The sequence below is a fragment of the Micromonospora sp. NPDC005237 genome, assembly GCF_040607775.1.
GTDB lineage: Bacteria > Actinomycetota > Actinomycetes > Mycobacteriales > Micromonosporaceae > Micromonospora.
In genome coordinates, this window is record NZ_JBEXHJ010000002.1 from 49,860 (window position 1) to 75,433 (window position 25,574).

A 25,574-nucleotide genomic window follows, 5' to 3' on the forward strand; every position below is an offset into this window, starting at 1 on the left:
GGCGACTACGGAGCGGAATCGGCCAGACTGAGCCGAAGCTCCCGTCCACCGTTCTCGCCACACGCGCATCCATCGGTATAGTGGCCCGGTCCCCGGCTTCTGAAATGGTGCGGAGCCGGCCAGATCCCGCCGGCACCATCGGTCGCCAATCTCCTTCGGGGCGACGACCGGTCGGAGCCCGCGTGGGAGACTGGGACGGTGGGCGACCCGGGCCCTCACGCCGAGTGAGCGGCCCGTGTCATGCGGGAGGACATGGGTGAGGTGACGGCAAGCCTCCAGCGCCCGGTATCCAACGAAGGCCGGAGCAGACTCGTGCGGCACGTCGACAGCTTCGAGATCCAGCCGCCGACGCCGCCGTCACACAACGGCGTCCCTCGGTCGGCGTGGGCCAGGGCGCGACGCCGTGTCTCCCGCTGGCACCGCCCCTACACCGCCATCCTGCTGCTGCTCGACTTCGGCGCGGCGGCGTTCGCCAGTTGGATCGCGATCCAGCTCTTCGACCAGGCCGCCTCCGGCTTCTCCGGCACCAACCAGGATCCGACCTGGTTCCACACCGTCTCCTACCTGCTGCTGCCGCTCGGCTGGGTGGTCATCCTCTGGAGCAACCGGGCGTACGACCGGCGCTATCTGGGGCTCGGGCCGGACGAGTTCAAGCGGGTCATCCGGGCCGCCGTCACGGTCGCGGCCAGCGTCTCCTTCCTCGCGTTCGCCACCAAGACCGCGCTGTCTCGCTGGACGGTCGGCACGGCACTGCTCGGGGCGCTCCTGCTGATCCTGTGGGGCCGCTTCGTCGCCCGCTGGGCGCTGCACTACATCCGTCGGCGGGCCGGCCAGGCGGCACACCGGATGGTGCTGGTCGGCACCCTGCCGGAGTGCCTGGAGGTCTACGCGGCGGTCACCCGCAGCCCGAACGCCGGGCTGGTCCCGGTCGCGATCCACATCACCGACGGGTACGCGGCGGCCCGCGGGGTGCCGACCCCGGTACCGGTGCATGCCGGCCGCGACGTCCTGGCCCTGGTCCGCGAGGTCGGTGGGGACACCATCGCCGTCTGCGGGTCGGCCAGCGCCGAGCCGGGCGAACTGCGCCGGCTGGCCTGGCAGTTGGAGGGCTCCGGCGTCGACCTGGTGGTCGCGCCGCAGTTGACCGACATCGCCGGCCCTCGGGTGCACATCCGGCCGATCGAGGGTCTGCCGCTGCTGCACGTCGAGGAGCCGACCCTCTCCGGGCCGGCGCTGCTGGCCAAGAACCTGATGGACCGGGTCGCCGCCGGCCTGGGCCTGCTGCTGCTGATCCCCCTCTTCGTCGCCATCGCCGTGGCGATCCGCATCTCCGACCCCGGGCCGGTGTTCTTCCGCCAGCCCCGGGTGGGGCACGAGGGGCGCACCTTCCGGGTGTGGAAGTTCCGGACCATGTACGTCGACGCCGAGGACCGGCTGGCCAGCCTCACCGACCAGAACGAGACCGACGGCATGCTGTTCAAGATGAAGCAGGATCCCCGGGTCTTCCCGGTGGGTCGCTTCCTGCGGGCCTCGTCGCTGGACGAGCTGCCGCAGTTGATCAACGTGCTCTGGGGTGAGATGTCGCTGGTCGGGCCCCGCCCGCTGCCGGCCGACGACGGCGACTTCCTGGGCGACGTGCGGCGTCGCCTGCTGGTCCGCCCCGGCATGACCGGTCTCTGGCAGGTCTCCGGCCGCTCCGACCTGTCCTGGGACGAGGCCGTCCGGCTGGACCTCTACTACGTCGACAACTGGTCGCTGGCGTACGACCTGAGCATCCTGTGGCGCACCGTCGGGGTGGTGCTCGCCCGCAAGGGCGCGTACTAGCGCGGAGGGCCGCGAGCCGTCAGGATCGCTGCGTGGGTGGCAACCTCTCCGCCGTCGTCGGCGTCGTCTCGCTGGTCACCGCGCTCACCGCGGCCCTGCTGGCGGTGCTGCGGCTGCGCGCCCGGCGCGGCATCGCCACCGCCACCCAACGGGCCACCTACGAGGTGCTGCACACCGCCGGGCTGGCCGCCGAGCCGCTGCGGGCGGGGCTGAGCGCGGCGGGCGCGACGAAGGCCGTACGCCATCTGCGGGCCCTGGTGGGCGCGGTCGGGCTGGCGCTCACCGACGCCGACGAGGTGCTCGCCCTCGACGGGCGCGGCACACACCACGGTGAGCAACTGCTCGCGGCGGCCCAGCGCTCGGTGGCCACCGGGCGCTCGACGGTGCTCGGGGAGTCCGACCTGCGGTGCGACCGGGTCGACTGCCCCATCCGCGGGGCGGTGGTCGCGCCCCTGCACGGGGCGGACGCCCGGGTGGTCGGCGCACTGGTGGCGATCGCCGACGGCGTGCCGGCGCCGGGACTGGTCCAGGCCACCCTGGAGACGGCGCACTGGGCGGGCAACCAGCTCGCCCTGGCCGAGCTGGACTCGTCACGGGAGCGGCTGGCGAGAGCGGAGGTCCGGGCGTTGCGGGCGCAGATCAGCCCGCACTTCATCTACAACGCGTTGACCGCGATCGGCTCGTTCGTCCGCACCGACCCGGAGCGGGCCCGGGAGTTGATCCTGGAGTTCGCGGAGTTCACCAGGTACTCGTTCCGGGCGCACGGCGAGTTCACCACGCTGGCCGAGGAGCTGCGGTCGATCGACCGGTACCTGACGATCGAGCGGGCCCGGTTCGGGGACCGGTTGCAGGTGCGGTTGCAGATCGCCCCGGAGGTGCTGCCGGTGACGCTCCCGTTCCTCTGCCTTCAGCCGCTGGTGGAGAACGCCGTCCGGCACGGGTTGTCCCGCAAGCCGGGCACGGGCATGGTGAGCATCGAGGCCCGGGACGCGGGCGCCGAATGCCACATCACGGTGGAGGACGACGGGGTGGGAATGGATCCGACCACGCTTACCGCCGGCATCGCCGAGCTGGCCCGCAGCGCCGGCGACCCGGGGGACGACCCGGGTCAGCACGTCGGCCTCTCCAACGTCGACGAGCGACTGCGGTCGGTCTTCGGGGACCGCTTCGGTCTGGTCGTCGAGACCGGGCTGGGCTCGGGCACCCGGGTGAGCATGCGGGTGCCGAAGTTCCACCCGGGCGTACGGGCCGGCTCGTGACCACCGGCTTCCTGCGGGTGCTGGCGGTGGACGACGAGCCGCCCGCGCTCGACGAGTTGGCGTACCACCTGCGGGCCGACCCCCGGGTGGCCCGCCTGCACACCGCCGGGGACGCCACCGAGGCGCTGCGGCTGCTGCGCGACGGTGACGTGGACGTGGTCTTCCTGGACATCCGGATGCCCGGCCTGGACGGCATGGAGCTGGCCCGGGTGCTGCGCCGGTTCGCCCGGCCGCCGGCGATCGTGTTCGTGACCGCGTACGACGACGGGGCGGTGGACGCGTTCGACCTGGGCGCCACGGACTACGTGCGCAAACCGGTACGCGCCGAACGGCTGGCCGAGTCGCTGCGCCGGGTGATCGGCTCGCGGGTGGTGCCGTCGCATCCGGCGGCGCTGGCCCGGGCCGAGGAGGACCCGACCATCCCGATCGAGCTGGCCGGCACCACCCGGATGCTGCCGCGCTCGGCGGTGCGGTGGGTGGAGGCGCAGGGCGATTACGCCCGGCTGCACACCGCGGAGGGGTCGCACCTGGTGCGGGTCTCGCTGGCCACGCTCGCCGAGCGGTGGGCGGACGCCGGTTTCGTCCGGGTGCACCGGTCGTACCTGGTGCAGTTGAAGTTGATCGCGGAGCTGCGCCTGGTGAACTCCGGGTACGTGGTGGTGGTCGACTCCACCGAGCTGCCGGTGAGCCGGCGGCACACCCGGGAGCTGAAGGACAAGCTGGTCAGGGCGGCGAAGCAGGACTGGAGTCGCTGAGGCGGGAAAGCTCCCGGCCCTCCCGTACGTTGTACGATAGCCAGTACGACAACCGGGAGGCCGCCGTGCACGAGACTCCGTTCGACGCCGAGACCGAGTTCGACCGCCAACTCGACCACCTGGTGCGACTGGGCTATCCGGCCCTGGCCGGGATGCCCGAGAGCGCCTTTCGCGACCTGGTCGCGCCGCTGCGGGCCCGCGCGGTCGACGGCGCCGCCGGCCTGCCCGCGCCAACCGACGCCCGGGTGCCGTTCCTGCTGGTCGTCACGCGGGACCTGGTCGGGGTGGAGCCCCGGCTCGCACTCACCACCCTGGCCGGCAAGCGCAAGCCCGGCTTCCTCGACCGGCACTACGCCGAGGACGACCTGCCGCGCTTCGACCCGATCAAGGAGCTGGAGGTGCCCGCCGGGCCGGCGTACCTGCTCTTCGACGTCGACCGTGGTGAGGAGTTCCGCAACCTCGCCCCGGCCGCGGCGATGGAGGGCATGACCGCCCAGGATCGACTGCCGCTCACCATCGACGAGGGGCTCGCCTTCATCACGCTGTATCCGGAGGCGCTGGCCAGCAACAGGTGCTTCTCGCTGGTCGGCTCGCGGTGCGGTGACAAGCGGGTGCCCGCCCTGTGGATCAGCCAGGGCGCCCCGAAGCTGGGCTGGTGCTGGTACGGCAATCCGCACACCTGGCTCGGCTCCGCCTCGGCCCGCCCGGTACGCGTCGGCCTGGAGTAACCGGCGCACGGGCCATCCTGACGGCTCGCTCGGTCGTCCACAACGAGGCTCGGGCGTTCGCCGAGGCCACCTGTCGTGACCCTCGGGTTATCCACAGGGGTGAACCGTTCTCCACAGGTTATTCACAATGCCACCCACTGATCTCCACGGTGGCTCCCTACAGTCAGACCCCATGAAGGAACGCCGGGTCCTGGTCGTCGAGGACGAACGCACCATCGCCGAGTCGGTCGCCGCCCGACTCCGCGCCGAGGGTTTCGCCGTGGAGATCGCCACGGACGGCCCCAGCGCGGTCGAGCGGTTCCGGACCGGCCAGCCGGACCTCGTCGTCCTCGACGTGATGCTGCCCGGCTTCGACGGCCTGGAGGTGTGCCGGCGGATCCAGGCCGTCCGGCCGGTGCCGGTGCTGATGCTCACCGCCCGCGACGACGAGACCGATTTGCTGGTCGGGCTCGCGGTCGGCGCGGACGACTACCTCACCAAGCCGTTCTCGATGCGCGAGCTGGCCGCCCGCGTACACGTGCTGCTGCGCCGGATGGAACGGGCCGCGACCCCCGCGGCACCCGCCATCCGGCTCGGCGACATCGAAATCAACGAGGCCGAGCGGCGGGTTCGGCGCTCCGGCGCGGACGTGCACCTCACACCGACCGAGTTCGACCTCCTGATCCACCTCGCCGGTCGGCCCCGCACCGTGCTACCCCGGGAGCGGCTGCTCGCCGACGTGTGGGGCTGGGCCGAAGGCACCGGCACCCGCACCGTGGACAGCCACGTCAAGGCCCTGCGGCGCAAGCTCGGCGCCGATCTCATCCGGACCGTGCACGGCGTCGGGTACGCCCTGGAGGTGCCCGCGTGACCAACCACCGGGTGGTGGACTGGCTGGACCGGGCGCTGCCTCGCCCGCTGGACCCGGTCCGCTCGATCAAGATGAAGCTCGGCGTCCTGCTGGTCGCCTCCTGGGCGGTGGCCATCGGCTACTTCTGGTACGGCATCGGCTGGCTCCCGCCGGGCACGTCGATCACCGTCATCTGCATCGCGCTGGTCACCTCGCAGGTGCTCGCCCACGGGATGACCTCGCCGCTGCGCGAGATGACGGCGGCCGCCGGGGCGATGGCCCGCGGCGACTACACCCGTCGGGTGCGCGCCACCTCCCGCGACGAGGTGGGTGAGCTGGCCCAGGCGTTCAACAAGATGGCCGAGGACCTGCACGCGGCGGACCAGCGCCGACGCGAGCTGATCGCCAACGTCTCCCACGAGCTGCGTACGCCGATCACCGCGTTGCAGGGCGTACTGGAGAACATGGTGGACGGCGTGGCCGAGCCGGAGCCGGCGGCCCTGCGCGCGGCGCTGTCCCAGACCGAACGGCTCGGCCACCTCGTCGCCGACCTGCTCGACCTGTCCCGTCTCGACGCCGGGGTGGTGCCGCTGCGCCGGGTCCGCATTGACGTGGGGGACTTCCTGGACGAGGCGGTGGAGCACGCCACCGCCAGCGCCGCCGGAGCGGGGCTCGACGTGGACTTCCGACTCCGCGAGTTGGCGGTGCCGCTGACCGTGCGCGCGGACCCGTGGCGGCTGCACCAGGTGTTCGCGAACCTGCTGGACAACGCGGCGCGGCACAGCCCACCCGGCGGCACCGTGCGGGTGAGCGCCGAGGAACACGCCGGCCAACTCCACGTCGAGGTGAGCGACGAGGGGCAGGGCATTCCGACGGCCGAGCGTTCCCGGGTGTTCGAGCGGTTCACCCGCGGCGACCGGGCGGCCGGCGGTGGGACCGGCCTGGGGCTGGCCATCGCCCGCTGGGTCGTCGAACTGCACGGCGGTCAGATCGGGGTCCTCGACCCGGCCGGAGCCGCCAGAAACTCCCAGCCCGGTTGCCGCATCCGGGTCACCATCCCGAGCAACGGGCCACACCGAGAAGAGGCCGCATGACCAGCCCTGGCAGCACGTCCGCACCGGCCACCGGACCGACCGGACCGACCGGACCGCAGCCCACCCCGCCCGTCCAGGCCTCCCAGCCCGGCCAGCCCGCTCAGCCTGGCCAGCCCGCTCAGCCTGGCCAGGCCTCCCAGCCCGGCCAGGCCTGGGCCGGCCCCGGGCCGACGCCTCCGCCGACGGCCGGCCGGCCCCAACCCTGGCCACCGCAACCCTGGCCGGCCCAGCCCGTCCGACCACGGCCACCGTCGCTGCTCGCGCGGTGCTGGCCGGGGCCGACCGGCACCGCCCATCCGCTGCTCCTGGGCGTGTTGACGGCGGCGGCGGTCGTCGGCGCCTCGGTGCTGACTGTGGTCCGGCCCGGATTGGGCTGGCTGGTCGCCGCATTGGCGGCCACCGCCGCGCTCGCCACCGCCAAATTCGTCATCCGGTCCGGCACGTCATCTTCCGCGACCGACCTGACCGAACGCACCGCGTCCCCCGCACCGGATCCCCGACCGGGACCGCCGCCGAGCGCACCGGGGTCACCGCCGGCACCGCCGCTGACCACTGCGCCCGCTGCGGCCACCGCCGAGTCGACCTCCGCCGGCACGCCAGCCGCAACGGCGGGAGCCACCACCCTCGCGTCGACCCCGGACGCCAGCACGACTGCCGCCACCAGCGCCGCACGGCCACCGGCGGCCACGCCGGCCCCGCCAGCCGCGACGGCTGCGGCAGCCGCGACGGCTGCGGCAGCCGCGACGGCTGCGGCAGCCGCGACGGCTGCGCCGACTCCCACCGCCGCCACGCCAACCGCTGCACCGAGTCCAACCGCCGTGCCGGGTCCGACCCCGGCGCCGGCTTCGCCAGCGGCCGCGACCACCGTCCGTCCCGGTGCCACGGGGGCACCGGGGCGGGCGGCGCAGGCCGCCTGGGCTGCCGCGACGGTCGCGCTGATCGCCGTCGGCACGGTCCGGGCCGCCGGTTGGCTCTTCGTGCTCTGCCTGCTCGCCGCCGCGGTGACCGCGACGCTCGCGGTGACCGGTGGCCGGACCCCGTTCGGGATGCTGCTGGCCGTGACGCTGCCGCCGGCCGCGACGGTCCGAGCGCTCCCCTGGGCGGTACGCGGGCTGCACCGCACCCGCTCGTCCGGGCCCGGGATCGGGCGGATCGTGACCAGCCTGGCGATCTCGGTCGGTCTGCTGACGCTGTTCGGTCTGCTGTTCTCCTCCGCCGACGCGGTCTTCGCCGATCTGCTGGCGGGCCTCCTGCCGGACATCTCGCCGGGCGGTGTGGTCGGCTGGGTGGTACGCCTCGGGCTGATCGGCCTGGGCCTGCTCGGCGGCGCGTACCTGGTAAGCCGGCCGCCCGACCTGGACAGTCTGCGGGCGAAGCCGGGCCGGCCGGTGCACCGGCTGGAGTGGGCCCTGCCGCTGGTGCTGCTCGACGCCCTGTTCGCCGCCTTCGTACTGGTGCAGTTGACCGTGTTCTTCGGCGGCGCGGGGCACGTGTTGCGTACGGCCGGCCTCACCTACGCCGAGTACGCCCGAAGCGGGTTCTGGCAACTGCTCGCCGTCACCGCGCTCACCCTGCTGGTGATCGCCGTCGCGGCCCGCCGGGCACCGAAGGCCACCCGTGCCGACCGGCTGCTGGTCCGGGTGCTGCTCGGTGTGCTCACGGCACTCAGCCTGGTCGTCGTCGCCTCGTCGCTCTACCGCATGCAGGTCTATGCCGACGCGTACGGCGCCACCCGGCTGCGGCTCTTCGTGGCGACCGTCGAGCTGTCGCTCGGAGTGCTCTTCGTCCTGGTCGGCGTGGCGGTGGCGCGGCTACGGGCCGACTGGTTGCCCCGACTGGTGATCGGCACCGCGGTGCTGGCGCTGCTGGGGTTGGCCCTGGTCAACCCGGACCGACTGATCGCGGACCGGAACGTCGACAGGTACCTCGAAACCGGCCGCCTCGACCTCACCTACCTCTCCGGGCTGTCGGCCGATGCCGTACCGGCCCTGGCCCGGCTGCCCGAGCCGATGCGGACGTGCGCGCTTCGGGGGATCGCCTTCGAGCTGCCCGAGGACGGCTTCTGGGCGACGAACCTCGGCCGGGAACGGGCCCGGTCCGTCCTGGACGCGACCCAGGTGACCAGCAGCGCGGCGAACTGTGCCGCTCAGCTGCGCTGGTGAGCGCGAACGCTTGACAATCGCGCTGGGCGGGCAAGACTGCCGGGGTGGCCGAGCAACTGTCTGACGTGGGGTCGGGCGGTGCGGTACCGCCGCCCCGGCGGGCCCGGATCGTGTTGGCCGACATCACCCGGCGGGACACCCGCTCCGAGCGGACCCGCGCCGAGTTGGCCCAGCAGACCCAGGTCGGCGAGGCGCTGGTTCGCGGCCTGGTCCGCGCCCAGCTCGCGCTGGCGTTGCGGCTGTCGCTGGTGGTCGTCATCGGGCTGGGCGGGCTGCCCTGGCTGTTCGCCATCGCACCGTCGCTCGGCCGGACCACCGTGGCCGGCGTCAACCTGCCCTGGCTGCTGCTCGGCTTGGTCTCGTTCCCGTTCCTGATCGCGGTGGGTTGGGCGTACGTGCGGCTGGCCGAGCGCAACGAGCAGGACTTCACCGACCTGGTGCAGCGGCCGGAGCGCTGACGTGGGCAACGACTACGTGGTTCCGGCCATCGTCGCGGTCACGCTGGTCACCGTCGGGATCGGCTTCTACGGGCTGCGGCTGGCGCGGACCACTTCCGACTTCCTGGTCGCGTCCCGGGCGATCAGTCCGACCTGGAACGCCGCCGCCATCGGCGGGGAGTACCTGTCGGCCGCGAGCTTCCTCGGCATCGCCGGCCTCGTCCTCAAGTACGGCGTGGACGTCCTCTGGTATCCGGTCGGGTTCGCCGCCGGCTACCTGGCCCTGCTGCTGTTCGTGGCCGCGCCGCTGCGCCGCTCCGGCGCGTTCACGCTGCCCGACTTCTGCGAGCTGCGGCTGGGGTCCCGTCGTCTGCGCATCCTCGCCACGGCTTTCGTGATCTTCATCGGTTGGCTCTACCTGGTGCCGCAGTTGCAGGGCGCCGGGCTCACCCTGGCCACGGTGGCCGGCTCCCCGTACCCCGTGGGCGCCCTTCTGGTAGCCGCCGTGGTGACCGCGAACGTGGCGCTCGGCGGAATGCGGGCGATCACCTTCGTCCAGGCGTTCCAGTACTGGCTCAAGTTGACCGCTCTCGCCGTACCGGTGATCTTCCTGGCGTTGCAGTGGCAGGCCGACGGCCGCCCGGCGGTGACGCCGCCCGACGGGCCGACGTTCCGGGCCGCGACCACAGTCGTGGTCGAGCACCGCGCGACCCTCACCCTGGCCGACGGCGACATCCGAGAGGTACGCCCCGGCGACGAGCTGTCCTTCGCCGCCGGTGACCCGGTGCCGGAGGTGTCCGGGGTGGCCACCGACGCGGGGGACTGGTTGCTGCCCAGCGCCGCCGGTGACGACGACCGGGGCCTGTTCGGGACGTACTCCCTGATCCTGGCCACGTTCCTCGGCACGATGGGCCTGCCGCATGTGCTGGTCCGTTTCTACACCAACCCCGACGGCGCGGCGGCGCGGCGGACGACGCTTGTGGTCCTGGCCCTGGTCGGCGCCTTCTACCTGCTGCCCACCCTGTACGGGGTGCTGGGCCGGATCTACACACCGCACCTGCTCGTCAGCGGGCAGACCGACGCAGTGGTGGTGTTGCTGCCCGGCGCGGCCCTCGGTGACGGGCTGGTCGGGCGGCTGCTCGCCGCGCTGGTCGCGGCGGGAGCGTTCGCGGCTTTCCTCTCCACCTCGTCGGGGCTGCTGACCAGCGTCGCCGGGGTGATCTCGACGGACGTGCTCGGCCGGGGCTCGGTGCGCGGCTTCCGGCTGGCCACCATCATCGCCGGGGGTGTGCCGACGGCGCTGGCCCTGCACGTCTCCGGGCTGGACGTGTCCCAGGTGGTCGGATTGGCCTTCGCGGTCGCCGCGTCGAGCTTCTGCCCGCTGCTGGTGCTCGGCATCTGGTGGCGAGGGCTGACCGACCTGGGCGCCGCCGCCGGTGTGCTGGCCGGCGGCGGGGCGGCGATCGGGGCGGTGCTGGTCACCGTGCTCGGCCCGCCGCTGTCGGGCTGGCCCGCCACGCTCACCGCGCAGCCGGCCGCCTGGACGGTGCCGCTGGCGTTCACCGTGATGGTCGCGGTGTCCATGGCGACCCGCCGACGGGCGCCGGCCGACGTCGCCGCCACCATGCTGCGCCTGCACACTCCCGAAGCGTTGCGCCTATGAGGCAGCGCGCCTAGTTGATCCACTCCAGATCGGCGAGGTGGGGCCATCCGGACGTCTGCAGAGCCTCACATCGGCGATATGGCGACGGCCATGCTCACCGGGGCGGGGAGGCGGCGCTGGAAGGCTACGAACTCCGCCTCGGGGATGATCGCGGGTCCGTCCGCCGCCGGAGGACGGAACTGGCGGTCGGCGGATAACGTTCGCTCCATGACTGGTGAGCACCCCGCGCTCGCGCTGCGTGGCCTGGCGAAGCGGTTCGACGGCACGATCGCGGTGGCGGGCGTCGATCTGGACGTACCGGCCGGCTCCTTCTACGGTCTGCTCGGCCCGAACGGCGCCGGCAAGACCACCACCCTGTCGATGGCGGTCGGGCTGTTGCGGCCGGACGCCGGTTCGGCGTGGGTGCTCGGCCAGGACGTCTGGCGCGATCCGGTCGCGGCCAAGCGGCTGCTCGGCGTGATGCCCGACGGGGTACGGCTGTTCGACCGGCTGACCGGTGCGGAGCTGCTGGCGTACCACGGACTGCTGCGGGGGATGGACCCGGCCGTGGTCGACCAGCGGGCCGCCGAGCTGCTCGACGTGCTGGCGCTCGGCGACGCCGGCCGGACGCTGGTGGTGGACTACTCGGCGGGCATGAAGAAGAAGATCGGTCTGGCCTGCGCGCTGCTGCACGGCCCCCGGGTGCTGGTGCTGGACGAGCCGTTCGAGGCGGTCGACCCGGTGTCGGCGGCGCTGATCCGCGACATCCTCACCCGGTACGCGGCCGGCGGTGGCACGGTGATCTTCTCCAGTCACGTGATGGAGGTCGTCGAGCGGCTGTGCTCGCACGTGGCGATCCTCGCCCAGGGGGCCATCAAGCGGGTCGGCACGATCGCTGACGTCCGCGGCGGCCGGTCGCTGGAGCAGGTCTTCGTCGAGGTGGTCGGCGGGCGCACCGCGACCGGTGACGAGCTGTCATGGCTCTCCCGGTGAACGTCGCCGCCGCGCCCGCCGGTCCGGCGCGGACGGTCTCCGCCCGGCACTTCGTGCGGCTCAAGCTGCGGGTGATGGGCAACAACTTCCGGGGTCAGGGCTGGCGGATCGCGCTGTTCATCGGTGGCGCGCTGGTCGGGCTGTGGTTCGCGGCCAGCGCCTTCTTCCTCTTCGCCGCGCCGGGCCTGGCCGGCAACGGCCGGTACGCGGTGCTGGTCGCGGCCGCCGGCGGTGGCCTGCTGGTGCTCGGTTGGCTGCTGCTGCCCCTGGTCTTCTTCGGCGTGGACGAGACCCTGGACCCGGCCCGGTTCGCGCTGCTGCCGCTGCCGCGCCGCACGCTGGTCACCGGCCTGTTCGCCGCCGCGCTGGTCAGCGTGCCGGTGCTGGCGATGTCGGTCGCCGTGCTGGGGTTGGTGCTGACCGCGTGGGCGTTGGGCGGCTGGTCCGCCGGCCTGGTGGCCCTGGTCGGCGTACTCGCCGGGTTGTTGCTCTGCGTGGCCGCCAGCCGGGCGGTGACCAGCGCATTCGCCAGTATGTTGCGGTCCCGCCGGGTGCGGGATCTGGCGGCCGTGCTGCTGGCGGTGGCCGCCGCGCTGCTCGGGCCGTTGCAGGTCGTCGGCCTGGCGGCGCTGCGCGAGACGGACTGGACCCGGCTGACCGGTGCCGCGACGGTGCTCGGGTGGACGCCGTTCGGGGCCCCCTGGACCGCCGGCATCGACGTGGCGCAGGGACGGGTGTGGGCCGCCCCGCTCAAGCTGCTGATCACGGTGGCGGCGATTGTCGCCCTGCTGGCCTGGTGGTCCCGCTCGCTGGAGTCGGCGATGGTGGGCACGGCGAGCACCGGCAAGGCCCCCGCGCAGCGCGGCGTCACCGGTGGGGCGGTCGCCCAACTGTTTCCCCGGGCCGCGGGCTGGGCCCGACGAGACCGGTTCGGCGCGCTGGTCGCCCGGGAGGCCCGTTACTGGTGGCGGGACGCCCGTCGCCGGGCCAGCCTGATCACGATCGCGGTGGTCGGCATCTTCGTACCCGTGTTGATCAATGTCACGGGCGGGGACTTCGCGGCCGAGGACGGCGCGGGGTTCACGGCGGCCACCAGCGACAGCTCGCCGGTCGTGGTCACCATCTCGCTGCTCTTCGTCGGCGTGCTCGCGTCGGTCACCCTGGCCAACCAGTTCGGCTTCGACGGCAACGCGTACGCGGCGAACGTCGTGGCCGGCGTGCCCGGCCGGGTCGAGCTGCGCGCGCGGATGACCGCGTTCTCGCTGTACGTCCTGCCGATGCTGGCGGTCGTCGCGGTGGTGCTGTCGGCGCTGCTCGCTCGACCGGCATGGATCGGGCTGATGGTCGGCAGCCTGGCCGCCACCTACGGTGTCGGGTTGGCGGTGAACAGTTTCGTGTCGGTGCTCGCGGCGTACGCGCTGCCGGAGACGAGCAACCCGTTCGCGATGAACAGTGGCGCGGGCGTGGCGAAGGGCCTGCTCACCCTGCTGTCCATGATCACCACGGCGGTGGTCGCGGTGCCGATGGTGGTGGCCGCCGCGCTGCTCGGCGACGCCTGGCTCTGGCTGGCCCTCCCGGTCGGCGCGGCGTACGGGCTGGGGGCGGCGCTGCTGGGCGCGTACCTGGCCGGTGACGTGCTGGACCGCCGTCAGCCGGAACTGCTGGCCACGGTCACCCCGCGTCGTTAACCGGCGTTTCGACCGGTGCCGTGGGCGCTCTGGGCGGCCTGGGCGACGAAGCCACGCCAGGCGGCCGGAGCGAAGGTGAGCGTCGGACCGGAGCGATCCTTGCTGTCCCGGACCAGCACGACACCGGGCAGATTGTCCGCCACCTCGACGCAGGCACCACCGGTGTCGCCGGATCTGGTCGACGTCCGCCAAAGCGGTTGAGCAACGGTCATGGCGTCACCTTCAGCTTCCGGATCAGATCCAGCGAAGCGCCAGCGGACAGCGCCTCGCCGAGCAGGCTATCCCATTTCCGACCAATCAGACGAACGACGTCCGGGTCGTCAATGACGTGTCCACGAGCGACGTCCTCCACGTAGGTGACCCGTTCTCCATCGGGCAGTTCAGCGAGCAGAAATCCACCGGTCAGGCCGACGTGCGCCCCGATATCGAGCGGCACCACGTGCAACCTGACGCTGGGCAGGACGGCGAGTTCCAACAGGCGACCGAGCTGAGCGTCCAGTGCCGCCGGCCCACCCACCGGGCGTCGTAGGGCGATCTCGTCCAGGACAAACACGCACTGGGGCGGCTCTGCGCGCTGCCACAACTGCTGCCGATCCAACCGGACCGCGACCAGGTCGTTCACCACGTTGACCGGGTTCAGGCCACCGGCCGAAATCACCGCGCGGGCATAGTCCTCGGTCTGGAGCAGGCCAGGAATCAGGCACGGCTCGAATTCACACAGCCGGATCGCCTCCTCCTCGTGGTGTCGCCACGGAACGAACCAACTCGGCAGCCTCTGTCGGTCGGCGGCCCTGAGGAGTTCGGCGAGGAGGCCGCCGGTGGCGAGAGCGTCGTCCGCGGCGACCGCGAACTCCATGGTCGGCCGGCGTCGGCCGGTCTCGATGGCGGCCACCGTGGACGGACTCCACCTGATCACGGTCGCCAGTGCCTCTTGGGAGACCTCTGCACCCGCCCGGGCGGCCTTCAACGCCCGTACCCACATCTCGATGTTCATCCTTACCTTCCCGGTAAGTACGCGGCTGCGCTGCGTAGTAAGCCCTGGAATCCTCCCCCGCCCGAGGCCGGGAGTCCAGGGTGGAGGACGCGCGGCCCGGCCGGTGGAGGCGACGTCCCGGCGGTCGGTCCTGCGTCGGGCCGCCCCGGTCATCCCCCGATCGGGGCGGCCCTCGTCGACTGGGAGGGGATCGCTCATGATCGGGTCAGTCCTCGGTGGGAACGGGGCGCGGTGGTCGTACCTCAGGAGGAAGGCCGTGGTGTCGACGGCCGTGCCGGGTCGGCCACCGGCGGGCGCGCGGCCGACGGGCGGCGCCCGGGACGGCGCGGGCCGGGGCGCGGCATGTCGCGCCCGGACGCCGGACACCACAGCGAGCCGTCCTCCGCCCAGAGCGCGCGAAGGCCGGCGGGTGCTGCCGGTGCTGGCGAACGGAGGATTGCGGTGAGCCGGCCGCACGTGCCGATGCGCCCGCTGTGGCGGTGTCGGGGCTGCGGCGCGCTCTGGCCGTGCCAGCCGGCGCGGCTGGCGCTGCTCGCCGACTACCGGCACGACCGCACCGCGCTGCTGGTCTACCTGGGCACGCTGATGGTGGAGGCGGGCGATCAGCTGGCCCGGCTCAACGGGCGACCCGCCGACCTGCACGAGCGCTTCCTGGGCTGGGCGCGGGGCCGGGGCGGCACAATGTTTCACGTGAATCATGAGCCGGGTGCCGAGATCCACCACACCGACCCGTTCGCGGTGCCGACCGGGCAGCGGTCGCCGGTCCGCCGGCTGCGGGGTCGGCTCGCCGCGCCGGTGACCCTCTGGACGGCGCCCGGCCCGGCGGGCCTGACCGTCTCGTCCACCCTGGTCGCCGAGGGGGAGCCGGACCGGCTGCTCGGGTTAATCGACGCGGAGTCCGACCTCTGGGCCGCTGTCGAGGAGGCGGGCCGGTTCGCGGTCGCGCCGCTCGGCCCGGCGCACCGCCAGCTCGCCGACCGGTTCGCCGGCCTCTTTCCCGCCCCGGGTGGGCTGTTCGCCACCGGCACGTGGACCGAGACGCCCTACGGGCCGGTGCCGACCGACGCCGGCGGCTGGGTGGGCTGCCGCCTGGACACCGCCCGGGAGTACGGCTGGGGTCTGCTGGTGGAGGCCACCATCGAGGTGGTCGACCTGGCCGAGGAGGCCACGCCGCTGCTGCACTACCGGGGGCGCTACCACGAGCTGCCGGGCTGACCTGGGCGGCCCGTCCGGACCGACCGGTCACCGGAGTGACCTGGGTCACTCGGCGCAGCCAGCCAACCGCTCGGCGCACTCGACGACCAGGGTCGATCTCGGCCTTCCCCGTCGGGGAGCGTGCTCTCTACGGTGCGCGAAACTACCCCCGACGCCTGTGAAGGTGGTGATCCACAGATGTCCACGGACACACCCGCGCCGACCGCTTCCCAGCCGGACAAGTACCTGGCCGTGCAACGGTCGGACGAGTTCGCCGGGCTGCGCCGCGCGCTACGCGGCTTCGTCTTCCCGATGACCGTCGCGTTCTTCCTGTGGTATGCGCTCTACGTCATTCTCTCCGCGTACGCCCGGGACTTCATGGGCACGAAGCTGTTCGGCAGCAACATCAATGTCGCGCTGGTCTTCGGCCTGCTCCAGTTCGTCTCCACGTTCGTGATCGCCTGGCTCTACTCCCGGTACGCGGACCGGAAGATCGACCCGGTCGCCGACCGGATCCGTGCCGAGATCGGGGAGGTGACCCATGAAGACGGTCCTCGCGGCTAATCCGCTCCTCGCGGCCGAGGCCGGCAACCACACGGCCCGCAACCTGACGATCACGCTGTTCCTGGTGTTCGTGGCGGTGACCCTGGGCATCACCATCTGGGCCAGCCGGCAGACGAAGACGGCGACCGACTTCTACGCGGGCGGTCGTTCCTTCTCCGGCTTCCAGAACGGCATGGCGATCGGCGGCGACTACATGTCCGCCGCCTCGTTCCTCGGCATCGCCGGCATCATCGCCCTCTACGGCTACGACGGCTTCCTCTACTCGATCGGCTTCCTGGTCGCCTGGCTGGTGGCGCTCCTGCTGGTCGCGGAACTGCTGCGCAACTCCGGCCGGTACACGATGGCCGACGTGCTGGCCTTCCGGATGCGTCAGCGTCCGGTGCGGACGGCGGCGGCGGTCTCCACCATCACGGTGTCGATCTTCTACCTGCTGGCCCAGATGGTGGGCGCCGGCGCGCTGGTCGCGCTGCTGCTCGGCATCAAGCCGGGAACGACCTTCCTCGGCATGGACGCGGCCACCGCCAAGGTGGCGACCATCATCATGGTCGGCGCTCTGATGATCATCTACGTGACCGTGGGTGGCATGAAGGGCACCACGTACGTGCAGATCGTCAAGGCGTTCCTGCTGATGACCGGCGCGCTGCTGATGACCATCCTGGTGCTGGCGAAGTACAAGTTCAACCTGTCGTCGCTGCTCGGCGACGCCGCCGCGTCCTCGGGCAAGGGCAGCGCGTTCCTCGAACCGGGGTTGCGCTACGGCGTCGAGGTGGCGGGTAACGCGACACAGACCTTCTACAACAAGGTCGACCTGCTGTCGCTCGGCATCGCGCTGGTGCTCGGCACGGCCGGCCTGCCGCACATCCTGATCCGCTTCTACACCGTGCCGACCGCCAAGGCGGCCCGCAAGAGCGTGCTCTGGGCCATCGGCATCATCGGCACCTTCTACCTGCTCACCCTGGCCCTCGGCTTCGGTGCGGCGGCGCTGGTGGGCAGCAAGGCGATCACCGCGCAGGACAAGGCCGGCAACACCGCCGCGCCGCAGCTGGCCGAGGCGCTCGGCATCGACTTCTTCGGCGGCGACCTCGGTGGAGCGGCCCTGCTCGCGATCATCGCGGCGGTCGCCTTCGCCACCATCCTGGCGGTGGTCGCCGGGTTGACCCTGGCCTCCTCGTCCAGCCTGGCGCACGACTTCTACGCGAACGTCCTGAAGAAGGGCGAGACGTCGGAGCGCCAGGAGGTACGGGTCGCCCGGATCTCCGCCCTGGTGATCGGCGCGATCTCCATCCTCCTGTCGATCTACGCGCAGAACCTCAACGTGGCGTTCCTCGTGGCGCTGGCCTTCGCGGTCGCCGCCTCGGGCAACCTGCCGGCGATCCTCTACAGCCTGTTCTGGCGGCGGTTCAACACCTCCGGCGCGGTGTGGGCGATCTACGGCGGTCTGCTCTCGGCCGTGCTGCTGGTGTTCTTCTCGCCGGTGGTCTCGGGCGCGGCGACGTCGATGTTCCCGGACCACGACTGGCAGTGGTTCCCGCTGTCCAACCCGGGCATCCTCTCCATCCCGTTCGGCTTCCTGTGCGGGTGGATCGGCACCCTCATCTCGAAGGAGAACGACGAGGCGAAGTACGCGGAGCTGGAGGTGCGCGCCCTCACCGGTTCGGGCGCCCACTGACCCGCGGCACGGGCCCCCTGTTGACGCCACGCGTCAACAGGGGGCCTCTTGCGGTAAACAGGGGTCGGTAGGCTGACCGGCATGAAGGTTGCTGAGCGCTTCGGTTCCGGTCACCGCGTTCTCGTCACCGGCGGCGCCGGTTTCGTCCCGTCGCACCTGGTCGACTCCCTGATCGCCCGGGGCTGCACGGTGGTGGCGCTGGACAACTTCGTCACCGGCTCCAAGGAGAACGTCGCCCACCTGCTCGACCGGCCAACCTTCACCCTGGTCGAGGCGGACCTCTCCGACGGCCTGCCGACGCACCACCCGGCGCTGGCCGAGCGGTTCGACGCGATCCTGCACATGGCCTCGCCGGCCAGCCCCACCGACTTCGCGCAACTGCCCGTGGAGATTCTCCGGGTCGGCTCGGTGGGCACCCTGCACCTGCTGGAGCGCGCGGTCGCCGACGGCGCCCGGTTCCTGATGGCCTCCACCTCCGAGGCGTACGGGGACCCGAAGGAGCACCCGCAGCGCGAGACCTACTGGGGCAACGTCAACCCCATCGGCGTCCGCAGCGTCTACGACGAGGCGAAGCGCTTCTCCGAGGCGGCCACGATGGCGTACCACCGCTACCGCGGGCTGGACGCCGCGATCGTGCGGATCTTCAACACGTACGGCCCGCGGATGCGCCCGGACGACGGCCGGGCAATCCCCACCTTCATCTCCCAGGCGCTGCGCGGCGAGCCGATCACCGTGCACGGCACCGGCAACCAGACCCGGTCGATCTGCTTCGTCGAGGACCTGGTGCGGGGCATCCTGCTGCTGCTCGACTCGACCGAGACCGGCCCGGTCAACTGCGGCACCGAGCACGAGATGTCCATGCGTCAACTCGCCGAGTTGATCGGGTCACTCTCCGACAGCAGCTCGCAGGTGACGTACATCACCCGCAGCTCGGACGACCCGGAGATGCGCCGCCCCGATCTGACCCTCGCCCGTGAACTGCTCGGATACGAGCCGACCGTGACGCCCGAAGACGGCCTGCGACGCACGATCGAGTATTTCCGGGCGCGGCTAGGGTAACCGGCTCACGGCGGAGCACCGCGAGCTGAGTGTCGCCTGAGGGCGGTAGTGGCTCCCGCTACGTACCCTGAGTTACATGTCAGCGACCTCTGCCGGCGTTCCTCACCCGCACCTGCACCGCAGCGCCGGGCGCGCCTCGGTGCCCAGCCCCGACCGGGGCGCCTCCGGACGCGCGCGTCCCGCCGAGGCGCGCTGGTACCCGCCGCACGACGAGCAGCAGCCCGGTCCGGGCGGCCCGGCGGGGCCGACGGGACCGGGCGGGCCCGGTGGGGCCGGCGGGCCGGGACGGCGTGGCCCCCGGCCGCGCTGGGGACGGATCGGCCTGGTGGCCGGGATCGCGGTGCTGGTGCTCGCGCTGCTCGGCGGCCTGGGCGCCTGGCTGTACGCGCGCAACCTCAACAACGACCTGGCCCGCACGGACCCGTTCGCGGAGATCACCGGCGGTCGGCCGGCGAAGCCCGTCGACGGCGCGTTGAACATCCTGCTGGTCGGCAGCGACTCCCGGGACCCGGACGCGCCGGTCGACACCAAGAGCCAGTGGCGGGCCGACACGGTCATCGTGATGCACATCCCGGCCGACCACCAGTCGGCGTACCTGGTCTCCATCCCGCGTGACCTGTACGTGCCGATCCCGCAGAGCGCCGGGGCGGACTGCGGCTCCGGCCAGCGCGCGAAGATCAACGCGGCGTTCGCGTTCGGTGGCCTGCCGCTGGCGGTCCGCACCGTGGAGTGCTTCACCGACGTCCGGATCGACCACGTGATGGCGATCGACTTCGGCGGTTTCAAGGAGGTCGCCGACGCCCTCGGCGGAGTGGACCTGAAGGTGGAGCGGACGATCACCTCGATCCACAAGCCGTACCGGACGTTCACCAAGGGCACCAACCACATGGACGGCGCCGAGGCGCTGGACTGGATCCGGCAGCGCAAGCAGTTCCCGGACGGCGACTTCGCCCGGATGCGGCACCAGCAGGAGTTCCTCCGGGCGCTGATGGACAAGGCGGCGAGCACCGGCACCCTGGCGAACCCGAAGAAGCTCAACGACTTCCTCAAGTCGGTGACCGCCGCGGTGACCGTCGACCAGGGCTTCTCGGTGACGGACATGGCGGTGCAGTTCCGCAACCTGCGTGGGCAGAACCTCACGTTCCTGACCAGCCCCAACTCGGGCAGCGACACCATCAACGGCGAGTCGGTGGTGGTGTCCGACCGGGAGAAGGCGCTGGCGATGTACCGGGCCATGTCGGCGGACACCATGGCGGACTGGGTCAAGGCCAACCCGCCGAAGAGCACCGACGGCGGCTGAGCGCAGGGTGGACCGCGTCGGCGGCGACGCGGTCCACCCTGAAGCGAGCCGACCTCGCCTTTACGGTCATCGAATGGGGACGATCGCCCGGTTGACGGCACCTGTCGTCCCAATTGAGTCCAGATGAACTCGCAAAGTCGAATTGATGTACGTACAGTGGGGCGGCCCCCTCCTGATCACGAGCTGGAGCACGAATGCCGGTTCAGGCCAGCCGTCGCCCTTCGTCCGCCGGATCCGCCGCGCCGAGCGGCCGGATCGCCGCGTCCATACCGGTGCAGCCGGGCCCGTCGAACGGTGGTCCGGGCGGTCGCCCGCCGGGTGGCGGCAACGGCCGGACAGGCGGGAAGGGGCCGGCGAAGAAGCGGCCCCGCCGCAAGGATCCGCTCTGGGCCCGACTGACCGTGATCTTCGGCGCGGTGCTGATGCTCAGCAGCGGGGTGGCCATCGTCGGCACCAAGGTGCTGATCGGCCAGGCGACCGGCGACATCGCCCAACGCAACCTGCTCGGTGATGCCGGCAAGACCGACGCGGAGGGCGGCGCGAGCCTCGACGGTCCGATCGACATGCTGCTGCTCGGCGTGGACGCGCGCGAGCGTTGGGCCGCCGACGACGTCCGCTCGGACAGCATCATCATCCTGCACATCCCGGCCTCGCACGACCAGGCGTACCTGATCTCGATCCCCCGCGACACCGAGGCGCAGATCCCGCCCTTCAAGAAGAGCGGCTTCACCGGTGGCACCGACAAGATCAATGCCGCGTTCCAGGCCGGCGCCCGCAACGGTGGCGGCTGGGAGGGCGGCGCCCAGTTGATGGCGCAGACGATCAAGCGGCTCACCGGGATCAGCTTCGACGGCGCGGCGATCATCAACTTCGGTGGCTTCAAGAACGTCATCGACACCCTGGGCACCGTGAAGATCTGCGTCAGCTACGAGGTCAAGTCGAAGCACATGTCGTTCGTCGACGGCAAGCCCATGTGGAACGCGGACGCCAAGAAGACCGGCAAGACGATGACGCCCGTCGTGCACAAGAAGGGCTGCCAGGAGATGGAGGGCTGGGCCGCCCTCGACTACGCCCGGCAGCGCTACGGCCTCCCCGGCGGCGACTACGACCGGCAGCAGAACCAGCAGCAACTGATCAAGGCGATGGCCCGCAAGGCCACCGACGGCGGCATGCTGACCAACCCGGCCAAGCTGAACCAGCTGATCAAGGCGGCCGGCAAGGCGTTCGTCCTGGACACCGGCGGCGTGCCGATCGAGAACTTCATCTTCACCATGCGTGGGGTCACCGCTAACGAGCTGACCATGCTGAAGACCAACAACGGCAGCTTCAACGGCAACGGCAACAACCGTGAGGCGTTGAACGAGGAAACAATGCAGATGTTCCAGGCGGTCAAGCAGGACAAGCTCGCCGAGTTCGTCTTCACCCACCCCGAGGTGATCTCCGGCCGCAAGTGACGGCCGCCGCGTCGCTTCACGCCGCCTCGCCTGAGGCGGCGCCGCCTCGGGCCGCGTCGCCTCAGGCCGCCCGCTCCAAGTCGCGGAAAGCCCGACGACCGGTTCGCTACCGCCCGTAGCCTGACGTGAGCAGGTTTCACGTATCGGCTGCGGGGAGGCGGTCACGTCCAGGTGGGGCCGGAACGCAGCGGACCGGGCACGCCCGGCCGCGCCCCGCCGCGCCCGCTGGTCACGCCTCCTGCTCGGCGTCGGTCTGGCCCTCGTCCTGCTGGCCGGGCTCGCCCAGATCGGGCTCAGGACGCTGACCCACCGGTACGACCGTACGGTGACCAAGGAGCAGCTGCTCGACGCCGACGCCCGCACCGACCGGACCGACCTGGACGGGCCGCTCAACTACCTGCTCATCGGCACCGACCGACGCGCCGGCAGCAGCGAACCGGACCAGCGCTCGGACACCATCCTCATCGTGCACGTGCCCGCCGGGCGGCGGGAGGCGTACCTGGTCTCCATCCCGCGTGACCTGCTGGTCTCCATCCCGCCCGCGAACGGCTTCGGCGGCGGTCCAGACAAGATCAATGCTGCGTACGAGCACGGCGGCGGCGGGCAGGCCGGCACCCGACTGCTCTCCGTCACCCTGAACCGGCTCACCGGCATCCGCTTCGACGGCGCCGCGCTGATCGACTTCTCCGGCTTCCGGAAGGTGATCGACCTCCTCGGCGGGGTGCAGATGTGCGTGGACACCCAGGTCCGCTCGATCCACACCAACCGCGTCTTCCCCACCGGCTGCCAGCGGATGGACGGCGCGCAGGCGTTGGACTACGTACGGCAGCGCTACGACCTGCCCAACGGCGACTTCGACCGGCAGCGCCACCAGCAGCAACTCCTGCGGGCGATGCTGGACAGCGCCGGCAAAGCCGACCTGCGCAACAACCCCGTCAAACTGGACCAGGTGCTCCGCGCGGTAGGCGGCTCGTTGACCGTCGACACCAACGGCGTACCCCTGGAGGATCTGCTCCTCGCGCTCCGCGCGCTGCCGCCCGACGGGATGCGCGGCGTTGAGGTGCCCTCGTCGCCGCAGACCATCGACCAGGTTTCGTACGTGGTGCTCGACAACGGCGGCAACGGGCTCTTCGAGGCGGTCCGGGGGACCCGCGTACCGGCCTGGGCGCAGGCCAATCCCCGCTGGGTGACCCGGTTGTGACCGTACCGACGGCCGGGTCGGTGCCGATCCGGCCCGCGAGGATCTAGTGTTGCTTCCTGTGTTCGGACCCCAGGTTCCCACCGTGCCCGTGACCCAGATCGCCGACGACACCTACCTGCTCGACGTGCGGGAGGCCGACGAATGGGCGGCCGGCCACGCACCCACCGCCCACCACCTGCCGATGATGGAGCTGCCGGCGCGGCTGTCCGAGGTGCCCACCGACCGGGACGTGGCCGTCATCTGCCGCTCCGGTGGACGTTCCGCCCAGGTCGTTGCCTACCTGGTCAACAACGGCTGGGAGCAGGTGCGAAACGCCGACGGCGGGATGCGCCAGTGGGCAGCGGTCGGCCGTCCGGTGGTCGACGCGAATGGGCAGCCCGGCCAGGTCATCTGAGGCGGCCGGGATGGGCGGTCCTCTGGTCTTCGCGCACCGCGGCGCCTCGTACGACCTTCCGGAGCACACCCTCGCCGCGTACCTGCGCGCCCTCGACGAGGGTGCCGACGGGCTGGAGTGCGACGTCCGGCTGACCCGCGACGGGCATCTGGTCTGCGTCCACGACCGGCGACTGGACCGCACCAGCAACGGCCGCGGTCTGGTCAGCGCGCGCACCCTCGCCGAGCTGGACGCCCTGGACTTCGGTTCCTGGCATCCCGGCAGCGCGCCGAGCGGTGACCTGCCGCCGGACGAGTCGCACACCCGGCTGTTGACGCTGGCCCTGCTGCTCGACGCGGTGCTCGCCGCCGGGCGGCCGGTCCGGCTGCTGGTGGAGACGAAGCATCCGTCCCGCTACGGCTCGACCGTGGAACGGCGGTTGGTCGAGCTGCTGCGGCGGTACGGGCTGGCCGACCCGGCACCGGACGACCCCGTCCAGCTCACCGTCATGTCGTTCTCCCCGCTGGCCGTCCGACGGGTCCGGGAGCTGGCCCCGGCGCTGCCCACGGTGCTGCTGTTGGAGGTGCTGCCGCCCTGGCTGCGGCTGGGCCGGCTGCCGTTCGGCGCCCGCATCGCCGGGCCGGGCATCGGCCTGGTCCGGGCCCGCCCGCACCTGCTGCCCGCGCTGCGCGCCGCCGGCAACCAGGTGTACGTCTGGACCGTCAACGAGCCGGCCGACGTGGAGTTGGTGCTGGCCGAGGAGGTGGACGGGATCATCACCGACCGCCCGGCGCACGTCCTGGCCCGGCGGGACCGCTGAACGGGCCTCAACCGGGGGTGCCGAAAGCCGTGCCGGCGGGGCAGACTCGGCACATGCCGGAGCGTATCGATTTTCCCGCTCTTCTCGCCGGCCACACCGTCGCGATCGAGTCGATCAATGCTGGGGACGCGGGCCTGCCGGTCCTCACCCAGCTGCTCCGGGTAACCCAACCGGCGCTGGGCGCGACCGGCATGGCGTTCGTCGAGTTCGGCCCGACCGGTGGCCGGGTGATCGCGGCGACCGGCGCGGCGGAGTGGGCGCTCGGCCGACCGCTCGCGGCGGACGACCCGGACACCGTCTGCCTGCTCTCCGGGCCACGGGTGGCCCAGGTTCGGGTGACCGACCTCAACGGCAAGCTCGCCGCTGAGCTGGCCGGCAGCGGGTTACGCCGAATGGTGGTGGCCCGAGCCGAGATCGGCGGTCACACCGTCGGCAGCCTGCACGCCCTCTATGCGGGAGACGCCGAGCCGGACGCCGAGCAGCGGGGGGTGGTCGCCTACCTCGCCTCGTGCGTCGGGCACATGTACGGCGACCAGAGCGGGTTGCCGGTGCACGGCGACGGGCCGGTGGTGGCGGCACTCGCCGACGGGCTGGCGGTGGTCGACCGGGACGGCCACGTCCGGCTCTGGAACCCGGCCGCCGCCCAGGTCACCGGCCGGACAGCGGAGCAGGCGTTGAAAGGCCCGCTGCCGTTCCCGTTGCCGCCCTCCGGGCAGGTCCGCGACCACCGGCTGCCGGACGGGCGCTGGCTGCGCATCACCTCCGGCGACCTGCCCGGCCCGGGCGCGCTGCGGGTGGTCACCTTCCGCGACATCACCGACCAGCAGCGCCGCGATCACGACCGGGAGCTGTTCGTCGCGGTCACCAGCCACGAGCTGCGCACGCCGGTCACCGTCATCAAGGGGTACGCGGACACCCTCACCGACCACTGGGAGTCGCTGACCGAGGGAGACCGGCGACAGGCCGCCCGGGTGATCGGGCAGCGCGCCAACGAGCTGGCCCGGCTGGTCGACCGGCTGCTCTCCTCGGCGGCCGAGGCGGGGCCGGGGGACGACCCACCGACCCCGTTCGACCTCGCTGAGGCGTTGCGCGCCGCCATCGTGGACCTGCCGGCGGAGCTGCGGCACCGGCTGACGCTGCGCCTCCCCGCCGACCTGCCCAAGGCGCTCGGCCACCGGCCCAGCCTGGCCACCGTGCTGACCGAGCTGGCGACCAACGCTGGCAAGTACTCGCCGCCGGGCTCCCCCATCGAGATCACCGCCGGGGTGGACGGCCAGTTGGTCGCGTTCCGGGTCAGTGACCGGGGCATCGGCATCCGGCCGGAGCACGTGGAGCGGGCGTTCGACCGGTTCTGGCAGGGCGAGTCCGGCGACCGGCGCGGCTACCCGGGAGCGGGGCTCGGCCTCTATCTCGTCCGCCGGATCGTTGAACAACAGAATGGATGGGTATCCCTACGTCCGAGGACCGACGGCGGTACGGTCGCAGAGGTGCGGCTACCGCGCGGTTGACCGACGGTGGCGCGACGTGGAGGCGAC

24 protein-coding genes are annotated in these 25,574 nt (G+C 72.0%); 21 read left to right on the forward strand and 3 right to left on the reverse strand.

The features are described from left to right. Nucleotides 1–252: 252 nt before the first annotated feature. The 6 genes from ABZT87_RS05120 (at nucleotide 253) to ABZT87_RS05145 (ending at nucleotide 6,489) form a co-directional block, all read left to right on the forward strand. Nucleotides 253–1,824: a sugar transferase gene (locus tag ABZT87_RS05120; protein WP_354857367.1), complete on the forward strand. Its 1,572-nt coding sequence runs from the start codon at nucleotides 253–255 to the stop codon at nucleotides 1,822–1,824. Nucleotides 1,825–1,856: 32 nt separating this feature from the next. Continuing rightward, nucleotides 1,857–3,083: a histidine kinase gene (locus tag ABZT87_RS05125; protein WP_355133783.1), complete on the forward strand. Its 1,227-nt coding sequence runs from the start codon at nucleotides 1,857–1,859 to the stop codon at nucleotides 3,081–3,083. Beyond that, nucleotides 3,080–3,838, forward strand: a complete 759-nt coding sequence (locus tag ABZT87_RS05130) for a LytTR family DNA-binding domain-containing protein (protein ID WP_053651534.1) — start codon at nucleotides 3,080–3,082, stop codon at nucleotides 3,836–3,838. The genes ABZT87_RS05125 and ABZT87_RS05130 overlap by 4 nt, the downstream gene beginning before the upstream one ends. A 65-nt stretch (nucleotides 3,839–3,903) precedes the next feature. Then, nucleotides 3,904–4,566: a DUF5701 family protein gene (locus ABZT87_RS05135; RefSeq protein WP_355063459.1), complete on the forward strand. Its 663-nt coding sequence runs from the start codon at nucleotides 3,904–3,906 to the stop codon at nucleotides 4,564–4,566. Between the two features lie 172 nt (nucleotides 4,567–4,738). Next, nucleotides 4,739–5,416 carry a response regulator transcription factor gene (locus ABZT87_RS05140; RefSeq protein ID WP_355063457.1) on the forward strand — a complete coding sequence of 226 codons (678 nt, stop codon included), beginning with the start codon at nucleotides 4,739–4,741 and terminating at the stop codon, nucleotides 5,414–5,416. After that, complete coding sequence (locus tag ABZT87_RS05145) at nucleotides 5,413–6,489, forward strand: HAMP domain-containing sensor histidine kinase (protein WP_355133785.1); 1,077 nt, start codon at nucleotides 5,413–5,415, stop codon at nucleotides 6,487–6,489. The genes ABZT87_RS05140 and ABZT87_RS05145 overlap by 4 nt, the downstream gene beginning before the upstream one ends. Nucleotides 6,490–6,607: 118 nt before the next feature. Here ABZT87_RS05145 and ABZT87_RS05150 read toward each other — a convergent pair whose 3' ends face one another. Beyond that, entirely contained in the window at nucleotides 6,608–7,270 is a 663-nt protein-coding gene (locus ABZT87_RS05150; protein WP_355133787.1) for a hypothetical protein, read from the reverse strand. Nucleotides 7,271–7,307: 37 nt separating this feature from the next. On the opposite strand from ABZT87_RS05150, the gene ABZT87_RS05155 reads away from it, so the two are divergent. The 5 genes from ABZT87_RS05155 (at nucleotide 7,308) to ABZT87_RS05175 (ending at nucleotide 13,411) form a co-directional block, all read left to right on the forward strand. Then, nucleotides 7,308–8,651 carry a DUF4173 domain-containing protein gene (locus tag ABZT87_RS05155; protein ID WP_355133789.1) on the forward strand — a complete coding sequence of 448 codons (1,344 nt, stop codon included), beginning with the start codon at nucleotides 7,308–7,310 and terminating at the stop codon, nucleotides 8,649–8,651. Nucleotides 8,652–8,695: 44 nt separating this feature from the next. Next, on the forward strand, nucleotides 8,696–9,109 hold the full coding sequence (locus tag ABZT87_RS05160) for a hypothetical protein (RefSeq protein WP_354857349.1): 414 nt from the start codon (nucleotides 8,696–8,698) through the stop codon (nucleotides 9,107–9,109). Nucleotide 9,110: 1 nt separating this feature from the next. Next, nucleotides 9,111–10,751 carry a cation acetate symporter gene (locus ABZT87_RS05165; RefSeq protein ID WP_355133791.1) on the forward strand — a complete coding sequence of 547 codons (1,641 nt, stop codon included), beginning with the start codon at nucleotides 9,111–9,113 and terminating at the stop codon, nucleotides 10,749–10,751. Between the two features lie 207 nt (nucleotides 10,752–10,958). Then, nucleotides 10,959–11,723 (forward strand): ABC transporter ATP-binding protein, encoded by a 765-nt coding sequence (locus tag ABZT87_RS05170; RefSeq protein WP_266247300.1) that lies wholly within the window; start codon nucleotides 10,959–10,961, stop codon nucleotides 11,721–11,723. After that, complete coding sequence (locus tag ABZT87_RS05175) at nucleotides 11,708–13,411, forward strand: ABC transporter permease (RefSeq protein ID WP_355133793.1); 1,704 nt, start codon at nucleotides 11,708–11,710, stop codon at nucleotides 13,409–13,411. The genes ABZT87_RS05170 and ABZT87_RS05175 overlap by 16 nt, the downstream gene beginning before the upstream one ends. Here the strand turns inward: ABZT87_RS05175 and ABZT87_RS05180 are convergent. Together ABZT87_RS05180 and ABZT87_RS05185 are read right to left on the reverse strand one after the other, a co-directional pair. Then, the gene (locus ABZT87_RS05180; protein ID WP_355133795.1) at nucleotides 13,408–13,623 is read right to left on the reverse strand and encodes a DUF397 domain-containing protein; all 216 of its coding nucleotides are present in this window, start codon (nucleotides 13,621–13,623) and stop codon (nucleotides 13,408–13,410) included. The two genes, ABZT87_RS05175 and ABZT87_RS05180, sit on opposite strands and share 4 nt — an antisense overlap. Then, nucleotides 13,620–14,405: a helix-turn-helix transcriptional regulator gene (locus ABZT87_RS05185; RefSeq protein ID WP_355134574.1), complete on the reverse strand. Its 786-nt coding sequence runs from the start codon at nucleotides 14,403–14,405 to the stop codon at nucleotides 13,620–13,622. Before ABZT87_RS05185 ends, ABZT87_RS05180 begins: the two co-directional genes overlap by 4 nt. A 462-nt stretch (nucleotides 14,406–14,867) precedes the next feature. Here ABZT87_RS05185 and ABZT87_RS05190 point away from each other — a divergent pair, with 462 nt between their 5' ends. The 10 genes from ABZT87_RS05190 (at nucleotide 14,868) to ABZT87_RS05235 (ending at nucleotide 25,547) form a co-directional block, all read left to right on the forward strand. Next, on the forward strand, nucleotides 14,868–15,620 hold the full coding sequence (locus ABZT87_RS05190; RefSeq protein ID WP_355134576.1) for a flavin reductase family protein: 753 nt from the start codon (nucleotides 14,868–14,870) through the stop codon (nucleotides 15,618–15,620). Between the two features lie 177 nt (nucleotides 15,621–15,797). Next, nucleotides 15,798–16,163 carry a DUF485 domain-containing protein gene (locus tag ABZT87_RS05195; RefSeq protein WP_234582629.1) on the forward strand — a complete coding sequence of 122 codons (366 nt, stop codon included), beginning with the start codon at nucleotides 15,798–15,800 and terminating at the stop codon, nucleotides 16,161–16,163. Further along, nucleotides 16,141–17,832, forward strand: coding sequence for a cation acetate symporter (locus ABZT87_RS05200; protein WP_355133797.1), 1,692 nt, complete (start codon nucleotides 16,141–16,143; stop codon nucleotides 17,830–17,832). Before ABZT87_RS05195 ends, ABZT87_RS05200 begins: the two co-directional genes overlap by 23 nt. Nucleotides 17,833–17,913: 81 nt before the next feature. Then, nucleotides 17,914–18,891 carry an NAD-dependent epimerase/dehydratase family protein gene (locus ABZT87_RS05205; RefSeq protein WP_355133799.1) on the forward strand — a complete coding sequence of 326 codons (978 nt, stop codon included), beginning with the start codon at nucleotides 17,914–17,916 and terminating at the stop codon, nucleotides 18,889–18,891. Nucleotides 18,892–18,967: 76 nt separating this feature from the next. Next, on the forward strand, nucleotides 18,968–20,191 hold the full coding sequence (locus tag ABZT87_RS05210) for an LCP family protein (protein ID WP_355133801.1): 1,224 nt from the start codon (nucleotides 18,968–18,970) through the stop codon (nucleotides 20,189–20,191). A gap of 194 nt (nucleotides 20,192–20,385) precedes the next feature. Continuing rightward, nucleotides 20,386–21,645 (forward strand): LCP family protein, encoded by a 1,260-nt coding sequence (locus ABZT87_RS05215; RefSeq protein ID WP_354855817.1) that lies wholly within the window; start codon nucleotides 20,386–20,388, stop codon nucleotides 21,643–21,645. Nucleotides 21,646–21,883: 238 nt separating this feature from the next. Next, nucleotides 21,884–22,846: an LCP family protein gene (locus ABZT87_RS05220; RefSeq protein WP_355134578.1), complete on the forward strand. Its 963-nt coding sequence runs from the start codon at nucleotides 21,884–21,886 to the stop codon at nucleotides 22,844–22,846. 58 nt (nucleotides 22,847–22,904) lie between these two features. After that, nucleotides 22,905–23,240: a rhodanese-like domain-containing protein gene (locus ABZT87_RS05225; RefSeq protein ID WP_355133803.1), complete on the forward strand. Its 336-nt coding sequence runs from the start codon at nucleotides 22,905–22,907 to the stop codon at nucleotides 23,238–23,240. Between the two features lie 10 nt (nucleotides 23,241–23,250). Beyond that, nucleotides 23,251–24,039: a glycerophosphodiester phosphodiesterase family protein gene (locus ABZT87_RS05230; RefSeq protein WP_355133805.1), complete on the forward strand. Its 789-nt coding sequence runs from the start codon at nucleotides 23,251–23,253 to the stop codon at nucleotides 24,037–24,039. A gap of 53 nt (nucleotides 24,040–24,092) precedes the next feature. Then, entirely contained in the window at nucleotides 24,093–25,547 is a 1,455-nt protein-coding gene (locus tag ABZT87_RS05235; protein ID WP_355133807.1) for a PAS domain-containing sensor histidine kinase, read from the forward strand. Nucleotides 25,548–25,574 lie beyond the last annotated feature (27 nt).

Excerpts from the sequence above, each read along its gene's own strand:
- ABZT87_RS05120 (WP_354857367.1), top strand. The coding sequence starts at position 253 with ATGGGTGAGGTGACGGCAAGCCTCCAGCGCCCGGTATCCAACGAAGGC.
- ABZT87_RS05140 (WP_355063457.1), top strand. The coding sequence starts at position 4,739 with ATGAAGGAACGCCGGGTCCTGGTCGTCGAGGACGAACGCACCATCGCC.
- ABZT87_RS05170 (WP_266247300.1), top strand. The coding sequence starts at position 10,959 with ATGACTGGTGAGCACCCCGCGCTCGCGCTGCGTGGCCTGGCGAAGCGG.
- ABZT87_RS05175 (WP_355133793.1), top strand. The coding sequence starts at position 11,708 with ATGGCTCTCCCGGTGAACGTCGCCGCCGCGCCCGCCGGTCCGGCGCGG.
- ABZT87_RS05180 (WP_355133795.1), bottom strand. The coding sequence starts at position 13,623 with ATGACCGTTGCTCAACCGCTTTGGCGGACGTCGACCAGATCCGGCGAC.
- ABZT87_RS05185 (WP_355134574.1), bottom strand. The coding sequence starts at position 14,405 with ATGAACATCGAGATGTGGGTACGGGCGTTGAAGGCCGCCCGGGCGGGT.
- ABZT87_RS05190 (WP_355134576.1), top strand. The coding sequence starts at position 14,868 with ATGCGCCCGCTGTGGCGGTGTCGGGGCTGCGGCGCGCTCTGGCCGTGC.
- ABZT87_RS05195 (WP_234582629.1), top strand. The coding sequence starts at position 15,798 with ATGTCCACGGACACACCCGCGCCGACCGCTTCCCAGCCGGACAAGTAC.
- ABZT87_RS05200 (WP_355133797.1), top strand. The coding sequence starts at position 16,141 with ATGAAGACGGTCCTCGCGGCTAATCCGCTCCTCGCGGCCGAGGCCGGC.
- ABZT87_RS05205 (WP_355133799.1), top strand. The coding sequence starts at position 17,914 with ATGAAGGTTGCTGAGCGCTTCGGTTCCGGTCACCGCGTTCTCGTCACC.
- ABZT87_RS05210 (WP_355133801.1), top strand. The coding sequence starts at position 18,968 with ATGTCAGCGACCTCTGCCGGCGTTCCTCACCCGCACCTGCACCGCAGC.
- ABZT87_RS05215 (WP_354855817.1), top strand. The coding sequence starts at position 20,386 with ATGCCGGTTCAGGCCAGCCGTCGCCCTTCGTCCGCCGGATCCGCCGCG.
- ABZT87_RS05230 (WP_355133805.1), top strand. The coding sequence starts at position 23,251 with ATGGGCGGTCCTCTGGTCTTCGCGCACCGCGGCGCCTCGTACGACCTT.
- ABZT87_RS05235 (WP_355133807.1), top strand. The coding sequence starts at position 24,093 with ATGCCGGAGCGTATCGATTTTCCCGCTCTTCTCGCCGGCCACACCGTC.